At 64.2% G+C, this 17,194-nt stretch carries 15 protein-coding genes and 1 pseudogene; 6 read left to right on the forward strand and 10 right to left on the reverse strand.

Annotation, left to right across the window (positions count from 1 at the left end; translation table 11 throughout):
* Positions 1 to 82: 82 nt before the first annotated feature.
* Genes AC5O5R_RS18390 through AC5O5R_RS18415 form a run of 6 tightly spaced genes read right to left on the reverse strand, consistent with a single transcriptional unit; the run spans position 83 to position 6,002 of the window.
* Positions 83 to 1,822: an ABC transporter substrate-binding protein gene (locus AC5O5R_RS18390; RefSeq protein WP_172220678.1), complete on the reverse strand. Its 1,740-nt coding sequence runs from the start codon at positions 1,820 to 1,822 to the stop codon at positions 83 to 85.
* 39 nt (positions 1,823 to 1,861) lie between these two features.
* Positions 1,862 to 2,134 carry a DUF2160 domain-containing protein gene (locus AC5O5R_RS18395; RefSeq protein WP_172220675.1) on the reverse strand — a complete coding sequence of 91 codons (273 nt, stop codon included), beginning with the start codon at positions 2,132 to 2,134 and terminating at the stop codon, positions 1,862 to 1,864.
* Positions 2,135 to 2,146: 12 nt separating this feature from the next.
* On the reverse strand, positions 2,147 to 2,947 hold the full coding sequence (locus AC5O5R_RS18400; RefSeq protein ID WP_172220672.1) for a carbohydrate ABC transporter permease: 801 nt from the start codon (positions 2,945 to 2,947) through the stop codon (positions 2,147 to 2,149).
* A gap of 3 nt (positions 2,948 to 2,950) precedes the next feature.
* On the reverse strand, positions 2,951 to 3,814 hold the full coding sequence (locus AC5O5R_RS18405; protein WP_172220669.1) for a carbohydrate ABC transporter permease: 864 nt from the start codon (positions 3,812 to 3,814) through the stop codon (positions 2,951 to 2,953).
* Complete coding sequence (locus tag AC5O5R_RS18410) at positions 3,811 to 4,908, reverse strand: ABC transporter ATP-binding protein (protein ID WP_172220666.1); 1,098 nt, start codon at positions 4,906 to 4,908, stop codon at positions 3,811 to 3,813. The genes AC5O5R_RS18405 and AC5O5R_RS18410 overlap by 4 nt, the downstream gene beginning before the upstream one ends.
* The gene (locus AC5O5R_RS18415; RefSeq protein ID WP_172220662.1) at positions 4,908 to 6,002 is read right to left on the reverse strand and encodes an ABC transporter ATP-binding protein; all 1,095 of its coding nucleotides are present in this window, start codon (positions 6,000 to 6,002) and stop codon (positions 4,908 to 4,910) included. The genes AC5O5R_RS18410 and AC5O5R_RS18415 overlap by 1 nt, the downstream gene beginning before the upstream one ends.
* Positions 6,003 to 6,225: 223 nt before the next feature.
* On the opposite strand from AC5O5R_RS18415, the gene AC5O5R_RS18420 reads away from it, so the two are divergent.
* Complete coding sequence (locus AC5O5R_RS18420; RefSeq protein WP_172220659.1) at positions 6,226 to 7,965, forward strand: sigma-54-dependent Fis family transcriptional regulator; 1,740 nt, start codon at positions 6,226 to 6,228, stop codon at positions 7,963 to 7,965.
* Between the two features lie 24 nt (positions 7,966 to 7,989).
* On the opposite strand, the gene AC5O5R_RS18425 is transcribed toward AC5O5R_RS18420, so the two are convergent.
* The 3 genes and pseudogenes from AC5O5R_RS18425 to AC5O5R_RS18435 form a co-directional block, all read right to left on the reverse strand.
* Positions 7,990 to 9,678: a putative bifunctional diguanylate cyclase/phosphodiesterase gene (locus AC5O5R_RS18425; RefSeq protein ID WP_172220656.1), complete on the reverse strand. Its 1,689-nt coding sequence runs from the start codon at positions 9,676 to 9,678 to the stop codon at positions 7,990 to 7,992.
* Between the two features lie 13 nt (positions 9,679 to 9,691).
* Positions 9,692 to 10,567: a methyl-accepting chemotaxis protein gene (locus AC5O5R_RS18430; RefSeq protein ID WP_494515472.1), complete on the reverse strand. Its 876-nt coding sequence runs from the start codon at positions 10,565 to 10,567 to the stop codon at positions 9,692 to 9,694.
* A gap of 408 nt (positions 10,568 to 10,975) precedes the next feature.
* A pseudogene (locus AC5O5R_RS18435) lies at positions 10,976 to 11,257 on the reverse strand (PAS domain-containing protein); the annotation flags it as partial.
* 469 nt (positions 11,258 to 11,726) lie between these two features.
* On the opposite strand from AC5O5R_RS18435, the gene AC5O5R_RS18440 reads away from it, so the two are divergent.
* The 4 genes from AC5O5R_RS18440 (at position 11,727) to AC5O5R_RS18455 (ending at position 15,749) form a co-directional block, all read left to right on the forward strand.
* Positions 11,727 to 13,037 carry a C4-dicarboxylate transporter DctA gene (locus AC5O5R_RS18440; protein WP_172230613.1) on the forward strand — a complete coding sequence of 437 codons (1,311 nt, stop codon included), beginning with the start codon at positions 11,727 to 11,729 and terminating at the stop codon, positions 13,035 to 13,037.
* A gap of 44 nt (positions 13,038 to 13,081) precedes the next feature.
* Positions 13,082 to 13,786 (forward strand): FadR/GntR family transcriptional regulator, encoded by a 705-nt coding sequence (locus AC5O5R_RS18445; protein WP_172230616.1) that lies wholly within the window; start codon positions 13,082 to 13,084, stop codon positions 13,784 to 13,786.
* 16 nt (positions 13,787 to 13,802) lie between these two features.
* Entirely contained in the window at positions 13,803 to 14,471 is a 669-nt protein-coding gene (locus AC5O5R_RS18450) for a GntR family transcriptional regulator (protein ID WP_172230619.1), read from the forward strand.
* A 219-nt stretch (positions 14,472 to 14,690) separates the two neighbouring features.
* Positions 14,691 to 15,749, forward strand: coding sequence for a hypothetical protein (locus AC5O5R_RS18455; protein WP_494514638.1), 1,059 nt, complete (start codon positions 14,691 to 14,693; stop codon positions 15,747 to 15,749).
* Between the two features lie 21 nt (positions 15,750 to 15,770).
* Here AC5O5R_RS18455 and AC5O5R_RS18460 read toward each other — a convergent pair whose 3' ends face one another.
* On the reverse strand, positions 15,771 to 16,199 hold the full coding sequence (locus AC5O5R_RS18460; RefSeq protein WP_172230627.1) for a PACE efflux transporter: 429 nt from the start codon (positions 16,197 to 16,199) through the stop codon (positions 15,771 to 15,773).
* Between the two features lie 98 nt (positions 16,200 to 16,297).
* Here AC5O5R_RS18460 and AC5O5R_RS18465 point away from each other — a divergent pair, with 98 nt between their 5' ends.
* Positions 16,298 to 17,176: a LysR family transcriptional regulator gene (locus AC5O5R_RS18465; protein ID WP_494514639.1), complete on the forward strand. Its 879-nt coding sequence runs from the start codon at positions 16,298 to 16,300 to the stop codon at positions 17,174 to 17,176.
* Positions 17,177 to 17,194 lie beyond the last annotated feature (18 nt).

Genomic DNA, 17,194 nt, shown 5'->3' on the forward strand with positions numbered 1-17,194 from the left:
TTCGCGGGTAAACCCGCTCCCACAGGGATATCACTGTGGGAGCGGGTTTACCCGCGAAGAAGCCAGCGCGGTATTCAGCCGATCACTTCCTGGCCGCCTCCCACGACTTCAGCAGTTCGTTGTAGCTGACCGTCTCGCCTTTGGGCTTCTCGTTGGCCAGCTTGGGCTTCGGCGCACCGGGCTGGTCGAACCAGTACTGGGCATCCTTCTCCGGGTTCAGCTTGGGCGCACAGGTGGCCTGGGCGTTGGACCGCTGCAGGCGCTCCATCATACGGTCCTGGTCGCGGGCCAGGCCATCCAGGGCTTCCTGCGGGGTCTTCTCGCCACTGGCCACCTCGGCGATGTGGCTCCACCACAGCTGCGCCAGGCGCGGGTAATCCGGCACGTTGGTGCCGGTGGGCGTCCACTGCACCCGCGCCGGGCTGCGGTAGAACTCCACCAGCCCACCCAGCTTGGGCGCCAGGTCGGTCATGGCCTGGGAGTTGATGTCCGACTCGCGTATCGGGGTGAGACCGACGATGGTCTTTTTCAGCGATACGGTCTTCGAGGTGACGAACTGGGCATACAGCCACGCCGCCAGACGCTGCTTCTCGGGCGTGGACTTGAAGAAGGTCCACGAGCCGGTGTCCTGGTAGCCCAGCTTCATGCCCTCCTCCCAGTACGGGCCCTTCGGCGACGGCGCCATGCGCCATTTCGGCGTGCCGTCGGCATTTACCACGGGCAGCCCAGGCTTGGTCATGTCCGCGGTAAAGGCGGTGTACCAGAAGATCTGCTGGGCGATGTTGCCCTGGGCCGGCACCGGGCCGGCCTCGGAGAAGGTCATGCCCTGGGCTTCCTTGGGCGCATAGGCGCGCATCCAGTCCACGTACTTCTGGGTGGCATAGACGGCGGCCGGGCCGTTGGTGTCGCCGCCCCGGGTCACGCTGGAGCCCACCGGGTGGCAGTCCTCCACGCGAATACCCCATTCATCCACCGGCAACCCATTGGGCAGGCCCTTGTCGCCTCCGCCGGCCATCGAGAACCAGGCATCGGTGAAGCGCCAGCCCAGCGATGGGTCTTTCTTGCCATAGTCCATGTGACCATAAACACGCTTGCCGTCGATTTCCTTGACGTCTTCGCTGAAGAACCTGGCGATGTCCTCGTAGGCCGACCAGTTCACCGGTACGCCCAGATCGTAGCCGTACTTCTCCTTGAACCTGGCTTTCAGCTCGGGCCGTTCGAACCAGTCGGCACGGAACCAGTACAGGTTGGCAAACTGCTGGTCGGGCAGTTGGTAGACCTTGCCGTCAGGTGCTGTGGTAAAGGAAATGCCGATGAAGTCCTTCAGGTCCAGGGTCGGCGAGGTGTAGTCCTTGCCTTCGTTGGCCATCAGATCGGTGATCGATTCCACCTTCCCGTAGCGAAAGTGCGTACCGATCAGGTCGGAGTCATTGACCCAGCCGTCGTAGATGTTCTTGTCCGATTGCATCTGGGTCTGCAGTTTTTCCACCACGTCGCCTTCCTGCAGCAGGTCGTGGGTCAGCTGGATGCCGGTGATCTCGCTGAACGCCTTGGCCAGCACCTTGGACTCGTATTCGTGGGTTGTAATGGTTTCCGAGACCACGTTGATCTTCATGCCACGGAACGGCTCGGACGCCTTGATGAACCACTGCAACTCGGCCAGCTGCTGTTCAGGGGTAAGGGTCGATGGCTTGAACTCGCTGCCGATCCATTTTTTTGCCGCATCTTCGTACTGGTCGGCCCAGGCAGTGCCCTGCACGCTGGCCAGTACCAGCAATGCGGCCAGGGTCAAATGTCGCCTGTTGTGCTTGTTATCGAACATTGTGATCTCCCGTTTCAGTTATCCCACAGGGCCATTCGCTCAGCCCCAGCGCAGCACCACCAGCAGCCAAGCCAGCGACAGCAGCGAGGCCACCCACAATGGCCACTCGCTGACACCGACCACCAGCAGATGCAGGTAGGCGCTGGCCAGCAGGCCGATGAACAGACGATCACCCCGGCTGGTGACCAACGGCAGAAAGCCCCGCCGCTGCACACAGGGTCGGCGCAGTTCGAGCAGGGTCATGCCCAGCAGCAGCATGCCAACGGCGGCAAAAAACAGCGCCGTCGGCAGGGTCCAGGCCATCCACTCCATGGGTTTCCCTCCTCACACCCGGCCCAGGGCAAAGCCCTTGGCCACATGGTTGCGTACAAACCAGATCACCAGCATGCCGGGCAGAATGGTGAGTACCCCCGCCGCTGCCAGCACGCCCCAGTCGATGCCCGAAGCCGACACCGTGCGGGTCATCACTGCGGCAATCGGTTTGGCATTCACCGAAGTCAGGGTGCGCGCCAGCAGCAGCTCGACCCAGGAGAACATGAAGCAGAAAAACGCCGTGACGCCGATGCCGGAGCCAATCAAGGGAATGAAGATCTTCACGAAGAAGCGCGGAAAGCTGTAGCCGTCGATGTAGGCCGTTTCGTCGATTTCCTTGGGTACGCCGGACATGAATCCTTCGAGGATCCACACCGCCAGGGGCACGTTGAACAGGCAGTGGGCCAAGGCTACGGCGATATGGGTGTCGAACAGGCCAATCGACGAGTACAGCTGGAAGAACGGCAACAGGAACACCGCCGGCGGCGCCATGCGGTTGGTCAACAGCCAGAAGAACAGGTGGCGGTCACCCAGGAAGCGGTAGCGCGAAAAGGCATAGGCCGCCGGCAGCGCCACCAGCAGCGAAATCAGCGTGTTCAGGCACACGTAGTACAGCGAGTTGAGGTAGCCGTTGTACCAGCTGGCATCGGTGAAGATCACCCTGTAGTTGTCGAGGGTAAACGCCTGCGGCCATAGGGTGAGGCCGCCGAGGATCTCGGTGTTGCTCTTGAACGACATGTTGAGCAGCCAGTAGATCGGCACCAGCAGGAAGAAGAAATACAGCAGCAGCGCCAGCGATTTTCGTGTGCTCACGGCCTACTCCTTGTCGGCATGGGTCATGGCTGTGTAGAACAGCCACGACACCAGCAGGATGATCAGGAAGTACACCAGCGAAAACGCCGCCGCCGGGCCCAGGTCGAACTGCCCCACGGCCATGCGCGTGAGAGTCTGGCTGAGGAAGGTGGTGGCGTTGCCGGGCCCACCGCCGGTCAGCACGAAGGGCTCGGTGTAGATCATGAAGCTGTCCATGAAGCGCAGCATCACCGCGATCAGCAGCACGTTCTTCAGCTTGGGCAACTGGATGTGGCGGAACACCGCCCAGCCCGAGGCGCGGTCGATGCGCGCGGCCTGGTAGTACACGTCGGGGATCGCCCGCAGCCCCGAGTAGCACAGCAATGCCACCAGCGAAGTCCAGTGCCACACGTCCATCACCAGCACGGTGAGCCAGGCGTCGAAGGGGTCGCCGGCATAGTTGTAGCTGACCCCGAGCTTGGCCAGGGTGGCGCCGAGCAGGCCGATATCAGCGCGGCCGAAGATCTGCCAGATGGTGCCCACCACGTTCCACGGGATCAGCAACGGGATGGCCATGACGATCAGGCACACCGAGGCCATACGCCCTCTGGTGGGCATGGTCAGGGCAATGCCGATGCCCAGTGGAATCTCGATCAGCAGCACGCAGGCGGAATAGATGAACTGGCGCAGCAGCGCGTCGTGCAGCGCCGGATCGCGCAGCACCTGGCGGTACCAGTCGGCGCCGACGAAATAGCGGTTGGACTGGTCGAAGATGTCCTGCACCGAATAGTTGACCACCGTCATCATCGGCACCACGGCACTGAATGCCACCAGCAGGAACACCGGCAGCACCAGCCACCAGGCTTTGTTGTTGTGCACCTTGTTCATGGCCCTGGCTCCAGCAGCAGGTCATCGACATACAGCATCAGCCACTGCGCCGGCAGGCTGACCCAGGCCCGCCCCTCCGGCAGCGGGCGGTCTTCGTTCAAGCGCGCTTTCAGCGCCACACCGCCCAGTTCCAGCGTGACGATGCGGTAGGTGCCCAGGTCCTCGACATCCAGCACCTGGGCCGGGTAGGTGTTGTCGAGCGGGCTGTCCCACAGCTGCACGAACTCGGGCCGGATACCGACCTGCAAGCGCCCGCCTGCAGTGCTCGCCAAGCGTTCTCGCAGGCCGTCGGGCAGCGGCAGATGAACATCGCCGAACACCACCCCTTGGGCGTCGGCGCGTACCTCGATCAGGTTCATTCCCGGGCTGCCGATGAAGTAGCCAACGAAGGTGTGCCGCGGCCGCTCGAACAGTTCGCGCGGCGTGCCGAACTGGACGATGCGCCCGCCGTGCATCACCGCAATCTTGTCGGCGAAGGTGGAGGCCTCCAGCTGGTCGTGGGTGACATAGATCATGGTGATGTTGAACTGCTCGTGGATCTGCTTCAGCTTGCGTCGCAGCTTCCACTTCAGGTGCGGGTCGATCACCGTCAGCGGCTCGTCGAACAGGATCGCCGACACATCGTCGCGGACCAGGCCACGGCCCATGGAAACTTTCTGCTTTTCATCAGCGCTGAGGTTGCGCGCCTTCTTGCGCAGCACGGCTCCCAGGTCGAGCACCTCGGCAATTTCCGCTACCCGGGCTCGCACCCGGGGTTCGTCCAGCCCCTGGTTACGCAACGGGAACGCCAGGTTGTCGAACACCGTCATCGTGTCGTACACCACCGGGAACTGGAAAACCTGGGCAATGTTGCGCGCCTGCGGCGACAGCTGATTGACCGGCTTGCCGTCGAACAACACCTCGCCATGGGACGGGGTCAGCAGGCCGGAGATGATGTTGAGCAAGGTGGACTTGCCGCAGCCCGACGGCCCGAGCAAGGCATAGGCACCGCCCTGCTCCCACACATGTTCCAACGCATGCAAGGCATAGTCCGCCTCGCTGGCAGGGTGGCGGCTATAGCTATGGGCCAGTTGGCGCAGGCGAATTTCGGCCATCACCCTCTCCTTGTCTGGCGCAGGCCGGGTGCCTGCACCAGCGCACCGGTGCTGTCGAAGACGAACAGCTTGTGGGTGGGGATGAACACGCGGATCGCCGTGTCCACCTGGTATTCGTGAACCCCTGGCAGGTGCAGGATCATTCGCCAGTGTTCGTTGCGCACATGCAGGAAAGTCTCCGAGCCACTGATCTCGGCCAGCTCAACCGACACCGCCAGTTCCAGGTCGTCGTCGTGGGCCGGCACCAGGGTGATATGGCTGGGGCGCACGCCAAAGCGGTAGTCGCCCTCGCCAAGCTGCTGCAAGTCGGCACTGCGGGCAAAGTGCACCGCCTGGGCCAGGCTCACCTCATTACCGCTGATTCGGCCAGGCACCAGGTTGATCGGCGGCTCGGAAAACAGCTCGGCGGCCAGCACGCTGCCAGGGCGCTGATAGACCTCGGCGGTGGGCCCGCTCTGGACGATACGGCCCTCGTGCACCAGGGTGGTGGTGCCACCCAGCGCCAGCGCCTCGTTGGGCTCGGTGGTGGCGTACACGGCGATGCAATGGCGCGCCGCAAACAGCTCGCGCAATTCCTGGCGCAGGCCCTCGCGCAACTTGTAGTCGAGGTTGACCAAAGGCTCGTCGAAGAGGATCAGCGAGGCATCCTTGACCAGCGCCCGGGCCATCGCCGTGCGTTGCTGCTGACCGCCGGACAACTCCAGTGGCAGGCGCTGCAGGTAGGCTTCGATACGCAGCATCTCGGCGGTTTCCTGCACCCGCCGGCGAATCTCCGCTTCGGCCATGTGCGCCTGGCGCAACGGCGAGGCAATGTTCTCGTAGACACTGAGGGTCGGGTAGTTGATGAACTGCTGATACACCATCGACACATTGCGCTGGCGCACCGGCACGCCGGTCACGTCCTGGCCATCCATCAATACACGCCCGCAGTCCGGGCGGTCGAGCCCGGCCATCAGGCGCATGAGGCTGGTCTTGCCGGCCAGGGTGCGGCCCAGCAGCACATTGAACGACCCAGGCTCGAAACGCAGTGAGGCATCGACGACCCAGGCCTGGTTGTCGACGCTGCGGCTGACTTGCTCCAGCACCAGGGACATGGCGTGGCCTTTCTGTAGTTGTTGTCTGCCGGGCACAGCCAGTTCCGTGCCAGTTGCGCCGCGCCGCTCTGGCCCGGGGCGAACGCGGCAAGCCCGGCAAATCAGCGGTTCACAAGTGAACACAATGGCTGCACAACTGAACACTCGCCGGTTTGACAATGAACACTCGTGCACAACACTGAACAGCGGTCGGCCCATGACAATAACCACACAGGACAGGCCCATGGACGCATCCGCTTCGACCCATGCCCAGCTGATCCAGGCCTCCTGGGCCCGCTGCCGTGAACACGGTCTGCAACCCCAGCACGCACCGGACTTCGACTGCCTGAGCCGCGCCGAACTCGGTGCCCTGCTGGAGCGGCGTCAGGCACTCCTGCGTCTGACTCGCGAGGAGGTGCTGCCGCAATACACGCACCTGCTGGGCAACGCCAGCTACCTGGTGATGCTGGCCGACGCCAGCGGCTGCCTGCTCGACACCTGGGGTTCGCGGCGGTTCATCGAGCCACGCCAGCAGCATGGGTTCAGCGCCGGCGCCCATTGGCACGAGCGTGGCGTGGGCACCAACGCCCTGGGCACCGCATTGGTCTGCGCCGAAGCGATCCACGTTGGCCACGACGAACACTTCCTGCGGCAGAACCGCTACCTGTCCAGCGCCGCCGCCCCGCTGTTCGACGCCGCCCGGCGATTGGTGGGGGGGCTGGACGTGGCCAGTGACGGCTACCTGCCGGCCAGCCAGACACTGGGCCTGGTGCGCATGATGGGCCAAAGCCTGGAAAACCGCCTGATCCTCGCCGAGCACGCCGACCAGCACGCGCAACTGCTCTTCAACAGCGCCTCCGACAACCTCGACAGCCCTTGGGCCGGCCTGCTGGTGTTCGATGAGCGCGGGCAGGTGCTGGCCGCCAATCACCGGGCCGACAGCCTGCTGGGCAGCAACCCGCTGCAGCAGAACATCGAGCAGTTGTTCCAGTTGCCCCTGCAGCAATTGCTCAGCCATCCGCGGCAACAGGCCTTCGCCCTGCAGGCCACCGGGCGCAACCGCTTTCATTGCCTGTGGCAGCCCCCACGCACGGCCACTTCCCGCTGCAAAGGCGAGCCGCGCCTGGAAAAGGCACTAACCCAGGCCGGACTGCTGCTGGAAAAGGACATCCCGGTGCTGGTACAGGGTGAAACCGGCGTCGGCAAGGAAGTGTTCGTCAATGACCTGCACCGCGCCAGCAGCCGCGCCAACCAGCCCCTGGTCGCCGTCAACTGTGCGGCAATCCCGGCCGAGCTGGTGGAGTCGGAGTTGTTTGGATACGACAAAGGGGCATTCACCGGTGCCCACCACAAGGGCAATCCGGGGCTGATCCGCAAGGCCGACCACGGCATCCTGTTTCTCGACGAGATCGGCGACATGCCACTGCCCACCCAGGCCCGCCTGCTGCGCGTACTGCAGTCGCGCAGCATCCAGCCGCTGGGCAGCGGCGAACCGGTGACGGTGGATATCCGGGTGGTGTCGGCAAGCAACCGCGACCTGGCCGACGAGGTGCGTGCCGGGCGCTTCCGCCAGGATCTGTACTACCGCATCGCCGGCCTGGCGCTGGTGTTGCCGCCACTGCGCGAGCGCGCTGACCGGCGGGCATTGATAGAGCAGCTGCATGCGCGCTACCGCGACCCAGGGCAACCTGCGCGGCTGCCAGCGGGCATTATCGACCTGCTCGACCAGCACCCTTGGCCGGGTAACCTGCGTGAACTGGGGAGTGTGCTGCAGGTAGCGCTGGCCTTGGCCGGCAACGCCCCGGTCGGGCTGGAACACCTGCCCGCGGGTTTTCTGGCCGAGTCGCAGGTGCCGGTGGTGGTTGCGACCGAGGGTGAGGACTTGCAGGTGCTGGTGGCACAAGCCGATGGCAACCTGTCGGCGGTGGCACGCAGGCTGGGGATCAGCCGTACCACGCTTTACAAGCGGCTGCGTGGGGGCTGATGATCTGGCGGCAAGCCCGGCAACTCAACACTCGCGCCATTGCGCCGGCTGCCGGTAAGCCTGCGCCCAGGCCTCCACCTCAGACGCCGGCATCGGCCGGGCTATGCAGTACCCCTGCGCCAGCTCGCAACCCTGGCCCATCAGCACCCGGCCGTGCTCGACACTCTCCAGCCCCTCGGCAATCACCTCACGGCCAAATGCCCGGGCCAGGCCGATCACCGCTGCAGTCAGCGCCAGGTCGTCCTGGTCATGCAGGATGTCGCGCACGAACGACTTGTCGATCTTGATCGTCTGGGTCGGCAAACGCTTCAGGTAGCTCAACGACGAATAACCGGTGCCGAAGTCATCCAGCGAAAAGCACACGCCCAGTGCACGGCAGGCATCGAGGCAGCGGCTGACGTGCTGCAGGTTGTCGATGGCCACCGACTCGACGATTTCCAGATCCAGCCGCGCCGGCGCCACCTCGGGGTACGCCGCCAGCAGTTGCTGCAAACGTTCGGCAAAGTCGCTGCGCTGCAAATGCCGTGCAGCAATATTCACGCTCAGTGACCAAGACCGGCCCTGGCGCTGCCAGGACTGCAATTGGTGCAGCGCCTGTTCGAGCACCCACTCGCCGATTTCGACGATCAGGTCGGTCTGCTCGACCCAGGGCAGGAAGTCGCCGGGTAGCACCAGCCCATGGCCGGGCCGTTGCCAGCGCAGCAGGCCCTCGAAGCCGAGGACCTGGCCCGTGCGCAGGTTGACCTTGGGCTGGTAGTACACGCACATCTCACCGTTGTTCAGCGCCCGGCGCACATGCGCCACGGTCTGGTGGGTGGCCTTGAGCTCCAGCTCCTGGGACACGTCGAACAGGTGATAGCGGTTGCGCCCGCGCTGCTTGGCCACGTACATCGCCTGGTCGGCATGGCGCACCAGGGTGTCAGCGTCTTCGTCATCCTGGGGGTACAGGGTAACGCCGATGCTGGCACTTAGCGCCAAGGTCTGTTCACGCACCTCATAGGGCGCCGCCAGTGCGCGCAGCACCCGACGCAGGGCCCCATGCAGATGGCGGTCGTCATTCATATCGCGCAGGATCAGCACGAATTCATCCCCCGACAGCCGGGCCACGGCATCACCGCCACGCAGGATGTTCTTCAGCCGCTGCGCCACCTCCATCAGCAGCAAATCCCCCATGGCATGCCCATAGCCGTCATTGACCGCCTTGAAACCATCAAGGTCCAGCATGCATACCGCCAGCGGGCTGTGCTCCTGGCGCGAGTATGCCAAGGCCTGGTTCAGCAGTTCGGACAGGTAGGCACGATTGGGCAGACCGGTGAGCACATCATGGCCCACCCGCCACTGCAAGGTATGCAGCAGCTGGCGCTTCTCGGTGACGTCGAAGCGGATCGACACGTACTTGCGCACCTGGCCGGTGGCTGGGTCGACCAGCGGCACCATGGTGCTGTCCACCCAATACAGCGACCCGTCCTTGGCGCGGTTGCAGATCTCGCCCTTCCATACCCCGCCCGCAGCCAGCGCCCGCCACATGCCAACGAAAAACGCCGGCTCGTGCAGGCCGGAGTTGAGGATGCGGTGGTTGGCGCCCAGCAGTTCTTCGCGGCTGTAGCCCGAGATGCTGCAGAACTGCTGGTTGACGTAGGTGATGTTGCCCCGCAGGTCGGTTTCGGAAAAAATCGCAGCCGCATCCACGGCCGCGCGGTAGTTGTCATCCATAAAGCATCCTGCCTTAGCGGTTGAAGCGCTCCACCAGGGCACGCAATCCGGCGCACACCTGCTCCAGTTCGGCGCCACGCGAAGCGGCGGCGTTGGCGCTGCTGGCGCTGTGCCGGGCAATGCCGGCCACGCCATTGATCTGCCGCGAAACGTCTTCGGCCACTGCCGATTGCTGCTGCGAGGCCGTGGCCATCTGCTGGCTCATGTCGCTGATACGCTGCACCGCGTCACGAATGCCATGCAGTGCCTGCCGGGCCTCCTGCACCTGGGCAACGCCCTGCTCGGCCCCGATGATACCTTGGGTGGCAATTTCCACAGCCTCCTCGGCACCACTGCGCAGGGCGTCGATGATGGCCTGGATGTGCAAGGTCGACTGGCGGGTCTTGTCGGCAAGTGCCCGCACCTCATCGGCGACCACGGCAAAACCGCGGCCATGCTCGCCCGCACGCGCGGCCTCGATGGCCGCGTTGAGCGCCAGCAGGTTGGTCTGCTCGGCAATGCTGCGGATCATCCCGGCGGCGTCGGCGATGGCGCCGGTCTGACCAGCCAGGTGGCTGACCGCCTGGTTGATCTGGGTCACGGTGCTGGCCAGGGTGCGGATGGCCGCGCCACTGGCATCGGCCACCTGGCTGCCCTGCGCCGCCAGCAGGTGCGCGGTGTGCGCCTCGGCGGCAGTCAGCTGTACGTGGTTGGCCACCTGGCCGATGGAAACAGCCATCTGGTTCATCGCCGTGGCGCTGAGGTCGGTTTCGGCGCGCTGGTCCAGCAATGCCGCTTCGGTGCCGCGTGACAATTGCCCGGCATCATGGGCGGCCACGGCCATTTGCCCGGCCAGGTCGCTCAAGCGGGTCAACGCGGTTTTCAGCCGTGCCTCCTCACTGATCAGCATCACTTGCAGTTGCCCCGCAGCACCTGGCAAGTCGCTGTAGGTCAAGGCTGCGACCGGGTCGGCGAAGGTGCCCTCGGCGCCCTGCACAACCTGCTGCAACTGCCGTCCGACGGCGTTGCGCGCCCACAAGCCGTAGGCCAGGAACAGGCCCGCTGTAAGGCCCTGCCCCGGCAAGCCGGGCCACAGCTGGTTGGCACCCACCGCCAGCAGCCCACCCGCCAGTGGCAAGGCCAGGGCCTGAGCCAGCGAGCCCAGCCGGTGCGCTGCCGACAAGGCCGGTTGGCCGTTGCGCAGCCGAGCATACAGGGCCTCGGCGCGGGCCACCTGCTCACGTGTGGGGCACACCCGCACCGACTCGTAGCCAACCACCCGCCCGCCTTCGAGGATGGGGGTGACGTAGGCGTTGACCCAGTAGTAGTCGCCGTTGCGGCAGCGGTTCTTGACGATGCCCATCCAACTCTTGCCGGCCTTCAGGTAACGCCACATCAGCGCATACACCGCCGGTGGCATGTCCGGATGGCGCACCAGGTTGTGCGGGCTGCCGATCAGTTCGGCCTCGCTGTAACCGCTGATGGCAGTGAATTCGGGGTTGCAGTAGGTGATCAGGCTGGCGGTATCAGTGGCGGAAATCAGCCGCTGACCAGGGGGGAAACGTTGCTCGACCGGGGTGACCGGGAGGTTGAGGCGCACGATGAGACTCCATTCATTTGAACGCCAGGCGCCAGCTTGGGGCGGGGTCGGGAGGATTTTCCCGCAAACGGCCCGTTGCTGACTGCCCGGTCGGGCGCGGATTCTACGATTTCAGCCACATAATGCAAATAAACCTTACGAATCATGGCGTTATCAAAAAAGTCGAGGCTGGCTCGGCGATTGGCAAGCGGATTGCTAGAAGCGGATTGCAAACTGTAACCAGGCACCGGCCATGCCCTGAACTGTTTTCTGTGCATTCCGATTGCGGTGCGCACCGAACTAGAGCCTGGTGGGCCGAGTTGCCCCACAACTGGTCAGACCGGTAAGGCCAAAAAGCCTTGCAATCTGGGATTTTTCGCGCTTTTATGGCCTGGCGCTGAACAAACCGGTAAGACCACAATAATTAAGTCCTGCGCTCTTTCGCCCCGTGCGGCTACCGAAGCAAGGACACCGATCAGAGATCACTTCCATGCTCAAATGGTGCTCGCGTTCGATATTCCTGCAAGTCGTGCTCGGCCTTGCCCTCGGCATTGCCTGCGGCCTCAGCTTCCCCGACCTTTCCTTGCAACTCAAACCCCTCGGCGACGGCTTCATCAAGCTGATCAAGATGTTGATCGGCCTGATCGTGTTCTGCGTGGTGGTCAGCGGTATTTCCGGCGCGGGTGACCTGAAAAAGGTCGGGCGCATCGGCTTGAAATCGGTGATCTACTTCGAAGTGCTGACCACCATCGCCCTGGTGATCGGCTTGATCTTCGCCTTCAGCAGTGGCATTGGCAGTGGTGCCAACATCCACCTGGAGCAGCTGTCCAGCGCCGATGCCAGCAGCCTGGCCGAGCGTGGCCAGCACATCCACGGTGCCACGGCGTTCTTCATGGACCTGATCCCCACCTCGGTGATCGGTGCCTTTGCTGACAACAACATTCTGCAGGTGCTGCTGTTCTCGGTGCTGTTCGGCAGTGCGCTGAACCTGGTCGGGGACTCGGCCGCCGGGATTTCGCGGTTGATCAACGAACTGAGCCATGTGATCTTCCGGATCATGGGCATGATCGTGCGCCTGGCGCCGATTGGCGTATTCGGCGCCATCGCCTTTACCACCAGCAAGTACGGCCTGGAGTCGCTGCAGCACCTGGGTGGCCTGGTGGCACTGTTCTACCTGACCTGCGCCGGTTTCGTCCTGGTCGTGCTGGGCACGGTGATGCGCCTGTCGGGCCTGAAGCTGTTGCCACTGATCAAGTACCTGCGTGAAGAGCTGACCATCGTCCTTGGCACCGCGTCCTCCGACGCCGTGCTGCCACAAATCATGCGCAAACTGGAGCACCTGGGCATCGGCAGCTCCACTGTCGGCCTGGTTATCCCTACCGGCTACTCGTTCAACCTTGACGGCTTCTCCATCTACCTGACCCTGGCCATCGTGTTCATTGCCAACGCCACTGGCACGCCGCTGGAAATGACCGACCTGCTGACCATCCTGCTGGTGTCGTTGGTGACTTCCAAGGGTGCTCACGGCATCCCAGGCTCGGCCTTGGTGATTCTTGCCGCCACCTTGACCGCGGTACCGGCGATTCCGGTGGTCGGCCTGGTGCTGGTGCTGGCGGTGGACTGGTTCATGGGCATTGGCCGTGCGCTGACCAACCTGATCGGCAACTGCGTCGCCACCGTGGCCATCGCCCGCTGGGAGAAGGACATCGACCTTGAACGTGCGCAGAACGTGCTCGACGGCAAGCTCGGCTTCGCCCCCACGCCGCGCAAACAGCCCAATGTCCATCAACAGGAATTCTGAGTGAACGTGGCCGGCACTGATGCCGGCCCTTCCAGGAGCGAACCGTGATCAGCTCATCGACCGTCGTCAACTCAGTGGTGGAAAAGCTCCGCCAGGCCCTGGCCCGTGGCCAATGGCGCAGCGGCGACATGCTGCCGGGCCAGCGCGACCTGGCCGAGCAACTGGGTATCAGCCGCCCAAGCCTGCGCGAAGCGGTGACCGTGCTGGAAACCCAGGGCCTGGTGCGCTCGTTGCCGGGCAAAGGCGTGCTGGTGCTGGATGCCGACGCCGCCGCCCAGGAGCCGGGCCTGGAAACCAGCGCCGCAGCCAGCCTGGCCGATGTGCTGGAGCTGCGCTACACCCTTGAACCGTTCATCGTCGGGCTGGTGGCGCAATCAGCCAATAGCCAGGATATCGGCCAGTTGCGCCTGACCCTGATGGACATGCGCGAAGCGCTGGAGGCCGATGACAGCGAAGCCGGGGTCTCGGCCTACATCGCCTTCCATCAGGCGCTGTTCGCCCTGACCACCAACCCGATCTTCCAGAGTGTGGTGCAGCAGACCGGCAATGCCCTCAAGCAAAGCGCCGACATGCTGCGCAACTCGCCCGAACACCTGGCGGCCCGGCTGAAAGAAAACGAAGCCGTGGTACGTGCCATACGTGAACGCAACAGCGCCCAGGCCAGTGCCCAGATGCGCCAGCACATCCTGGCCGAAGGGCTGCGCATGGGCATAGCGCTGAACATCCCGGACGAACACCCGCATCCATGACCCCAGGAGAGCGACCATGAACGCCGCCCCCCACTTGCCTGCCCTGCTTGCGGCAGGCGAAACCCGCCTGTCGGCCGAGCAGATCTACCCGCGGCTGTTCGATGCCATTCTCGAACAACGCCTGCCGCCTGGCAGCCTGCTGCCCGAACAGGCGCTGGGCCATGCCTTTGGTGTCAGCCGCACCGTGATCCGTCGCGTGCTGGGGCGCCTGTCCGACCAGCAGGTGGTGGTGCAGCGCCCCAGCCACACCGCACACCTGGCCGCACCCGACCCGGACCAGGCGCGCCAGGTGCTCAGCGCCCGGCGCCTGGCCGAAACCACGCTGATCACCCTGGCAACCCAACGCGCCCGGCCGGCGCAGGTACGCCAGCTACGGCAACTGGTGGAGCGTGAGCGCCAGCATCATGAGAGCGGCGAGCGTTGCGCGGCGATCCGCCTGGGCGGGGAGTTTCACCTGAAACTGGCGCAGGTGGCCGCCAATGCGCCACTGGCGCGGTTTCTGAACGGTTTGGTGCCGATGACCTCGCTGATCATCGCGCGCTATGAGTCACCGTGCTGTGACCACTGCGCGTGGGAAGAGCATGCGGCAATCATCGATGCTGTGGAGCAAGGCGACGCCGAAGCGGCATTGGGGCTGATGCACAGGCACCTGGACCGCCTGGAAGAAAAGCTCGACCTGGGATGACCCATTCACAATCCAGCTACTTGTGTAGGAGCGGCCTTGTGTCGCGATGGGCCGTAACGCGGCCCCGGCAATATCTGCTGCGCAGCTGAGAGTCTGGGGCCGCTTTGCGGCCCATCGCGACACAAGGCCGCTCGGGCAGGCGATGGGCTGCGCAGCGGCGACTGCAACCCCACCCTATACTCCGAGAACCACCCCAGCCTCTACCAGGGAGGCGGTTGCGTGAGTTCTCGTATCCCTCTGCTATTGTGCCTGCTGCTGGCGCTTGGCGCCTGCGCGGGCAAGCGCCCGCCCGCCCCACCACCGCCGGCGGTGCTCACCCCCGACGCCTGGCAACGCATCGACCAGGATCTGATCGATGCCTCGGCCGGCGCTGCGGGCTCGGCCAGCGACTATGCCCGGCGCTCGATGCGGGTGTGGAAGGAGCAGGTGCAGCAACGCACCGAAAGCGACTTCATCCCTTGGTTCACCGGCTACTGGACCCAGCAGTGGCTGACCTTGAAAGTAGCCTGGTACAAGCTTGACAGTGGCAAGGGCCGGGAGCCTGCAGAAAAGCGCCTGGCGCTGTACCTGCAGGAGCAGTACCACGAGCGGGTGATCGAGCCGGTGGCCGAGCAGATCAACCCGGAGGGTATTCGCGACCGTGCCTGCGAGCTCTATTTGCAACTGCTCGGCCAACAGCTACCGGCCATCATCAGCCGCTACAACGCGCCGCCCGAGCAGTTCAGCCAGCGCCTCAACCGCATCCCCGCCATCAACCTGGGGCCGCCGGACGCACGCAATGCCAGCCTGTATCAGCTGCTGCGGGCCCAGTCGCTGGACCAGCAACCGGCCTGGCAAGCCATGCGCCAGCATTTGCATCAGCAGGCCAGCAAAGGCCCGGGTAACACCGATGTGGGTTTGAGTTCGGTGGCCACCCAGGCCAGTGAAAAGCTTGGGGCTACCCTGGCCCCGCGGGGCATCGCCAGTGCCGTGGCGTCAGCGGTGGGCAAGGTGGCGGGTGCTATGATCTCGATTGCGGCGGCGGGCTACGGGATGATGACCCATGATCGCGAGCAGCCGCAGATGGTCGAGCAGCTGCGGGTGATCCTCAACGTGGCGTTGAACCAGGAATGGCAAGAGCTGATGGAAAACCGCCAGAGCGGGGCCATGGCGGGCGTGTATTACCTGTCGGGGCAGGTTGAGGACAGTTTGCTGGCCAGTGCACCACGGCCGCTTGAGCAACGTGTGGAGCAGCCGGTGAAGCAGCGGCAGGAACCCTTGATCATCCGCCTGCCTTAGCGGTTGCCTGTGCCGGCCCGATCAGGCCGAGGCCAGGGCCGAATTTGGCAACCCGAACATCCGGTCGAACGCCCAGTTGTAGGCAAAGGTGTAGCAAGGGATCAGCACAATGAACGCCATGTCCACCAGCAACGCCTCGACCAGCGTCATTCCGAGCCACCAGGCGATCAGCGGGATCAGATACACCACCAGGGTCAGCTGAAAGCCGATGGCATGCGCCACCCTCCGCGCCACGCTGCGCCCACGCTTGGCCTGGCGGCTCTCCCAGTACTCGAAGAGGGTGTTGTAGATCAGGTTCCAGAGCATGGCGATGGTAGTGATCATCACCGCCAGCGGCCCGGTATGGGAGGCCTGGGTATCCGCCAGGTAGGCCAGCCCGAGGGTCGACATGCACAGCCCGATCAGTTCATAGAAAGTCACGTAGACCAGTTTGCGTTTCATTCCCTGCATCGGGAGTTTCCTCTGAATGACAAAAGCGGTGCGATAATGCTTCACGCTGCTTGACAGCAAAAGTCAGCAGCTGTCAGATCTACTGACAGGAGCCTGACATGAATTTTTCCAGCGACAACATCCAGCTGTTTCTCGCCGTGCTTGACCGCGGTTCGTTTTCTGCCGCCGCACGAGCCCTGCAGCGGGTGCCGTCCGCCGTGAGCATGGCTATTGGCAACCTTGAGGCCGAACTGGGTTACAGCCTGTTCGAGCGTGGCTCGCGTGAAGTTCGGGCTACAGCACAAGCGCTGGCCCTGGAGCCACACGCCCGACTGATTGCCGAACAGCTGGGGCTGCTGCAGGCACATGCCCTGGAATTGTCGCAGGGGCTGGAAAGCAGTCTGACGCTGGCCGTGGTGCCAGACATCGACCACCGCCCGCTGCTGGCAGCCATTGCCCGCCTCGGTGAGCGTCACCCGTTGCTGGACATCGCCCTGCTCAGCGCCCCGCAAGAGGAAGCCTTGCAGTTGCTGGACAGCGGACGCGTAGACCTTTGTGTAGCCTTTGCCGGCCTGCAGGTCGATGCCCGGCGCGGCTTTCAGCACATCGGCATGGAGTCGCTGGTGGCAACTCTGTCGCCGGCCCACCCCGCCCTGCGCGAGGGGCGAATCCAGTACCTGGAGGACCTGACCCGGGTGCGGCAGATCCTGGTACGCAGCCGTGACCTGCCACTGACTGACCCGCGCCCGTTGATCGGCGCCACGCACTGGTCTACCGACAGCTTCGACCTGGCCCTGCAGATGGTCGAAACCGGCCTGGGCTGGGGCGACCTGCCGTTGTCGCGGGTAGCGCCGCTGATCGCCAGCGGGCGCCTGGTACGTCTGGATTTTCGCAATACACGCAATGAACTCCAGTTACCAGTGCACATCCTCTGGCGCAAACAACAGCCGCTGCAGCAGGCCGCACGCCTGTTGATCGAACAACTGGGCAAGCCATGATTACCGTCTGTCGAAACG

It is taken from the genome of Pseudomonas sp. 8_5_2 (assembly GCF_059295255.1).

Excerpts from the sequence above, each read along its gene's own strand:
- AC5O5R_RS18425 (WP_172220656.1), bottom strand. The coding sequence starts at position 9,678 with ATGGATGACAACTACCGCGCGGCCGTGGATGCGGCTGCGATTTTTTCC.
- AC5O5R_RS18465 (WP_494514639.1), top strand. The coding sequence starts at position 16,298 with ATGAATTTTTCCAGCGACAACATCCAGCTGTTTCTCGCCGTGCTTGAC.
- AC5O5R_RS18410 (WP_172220666.1), bottom strand. The coding sequence starts at position 4,908 with ATGGCCGAAATTCGCCTGCGCCAACTGGCCCATAGCTATAGCCGCCAC.
- AC5O5R_RS18420 (WP_172220659.1), top strand. The coding sequence starts at position 6,226 with ATGGACGCATCCGCTTCGACCCATGCCCAGCTGATCCAGGCCTCCTGG.
- AC5O5R_RS18440 (WP_172230613.1), top strand. The coding sequence starts at position 11,727 with ATGCTCAAATGGTGCTCGCGTTCGATATTCCTGCAAGTCGTGCTCGGC.
- AC5O5R_RS18405 (WP_172220669.1), bottom strand. The coding sequence starts at position 3,814 with ATGAACAAGGTGCACAACAACAAAGCCTGGTGGCTGGTGCTGCCGGTG.
- AC5O5R_RS18390 (WP_172220678.1), bottom strand. The coding sequence starts at position 1,822 with ATGTTCGATAACAAGCACAACAGGCGACATTTGACCCTGGCCGCATTG.
- AC5O5R_RS18430 (WP_494515472.1), bottom strand. The coding sequence starts at position 10,567 with ATGCTGATCAGTGAGGAGGCACGGCTGAAAACCGCGTTGACCCGCTTG.
- AC5O5R_RS18460 (WP_172230627.1), bottom strand. The coding sequence starts at position 16,199 with ATGCAGGGAATGAAACGCAAACTGGTCTACGTGACTTTCTATGAACTG.
- AC5O5R_RS18395 (WP_172220675.1), bottom strand. The coding sequence starts at position 2,134 with ATGGAGTGGATGGCCTGGACCCTGCCGACGGCGCTGTTTTTTGCCGCC.
- AC5O5R_RS18450 (WP_172230619.1), top strand. The coding sequence starts at position 13,803 with ATGAACGCCGCCCCCCACTTGCCTGCCCTGCTTGCGGCAGGCGAAACC.
- AC5O5R_RS18415 (WP_172220662.1), bottom strand. The coding sequence starts at position 6,002 with ATGTCCCTGGTGCTGGAGCAAGTCAGCCGCAGCGTCGACAACCAGGCC.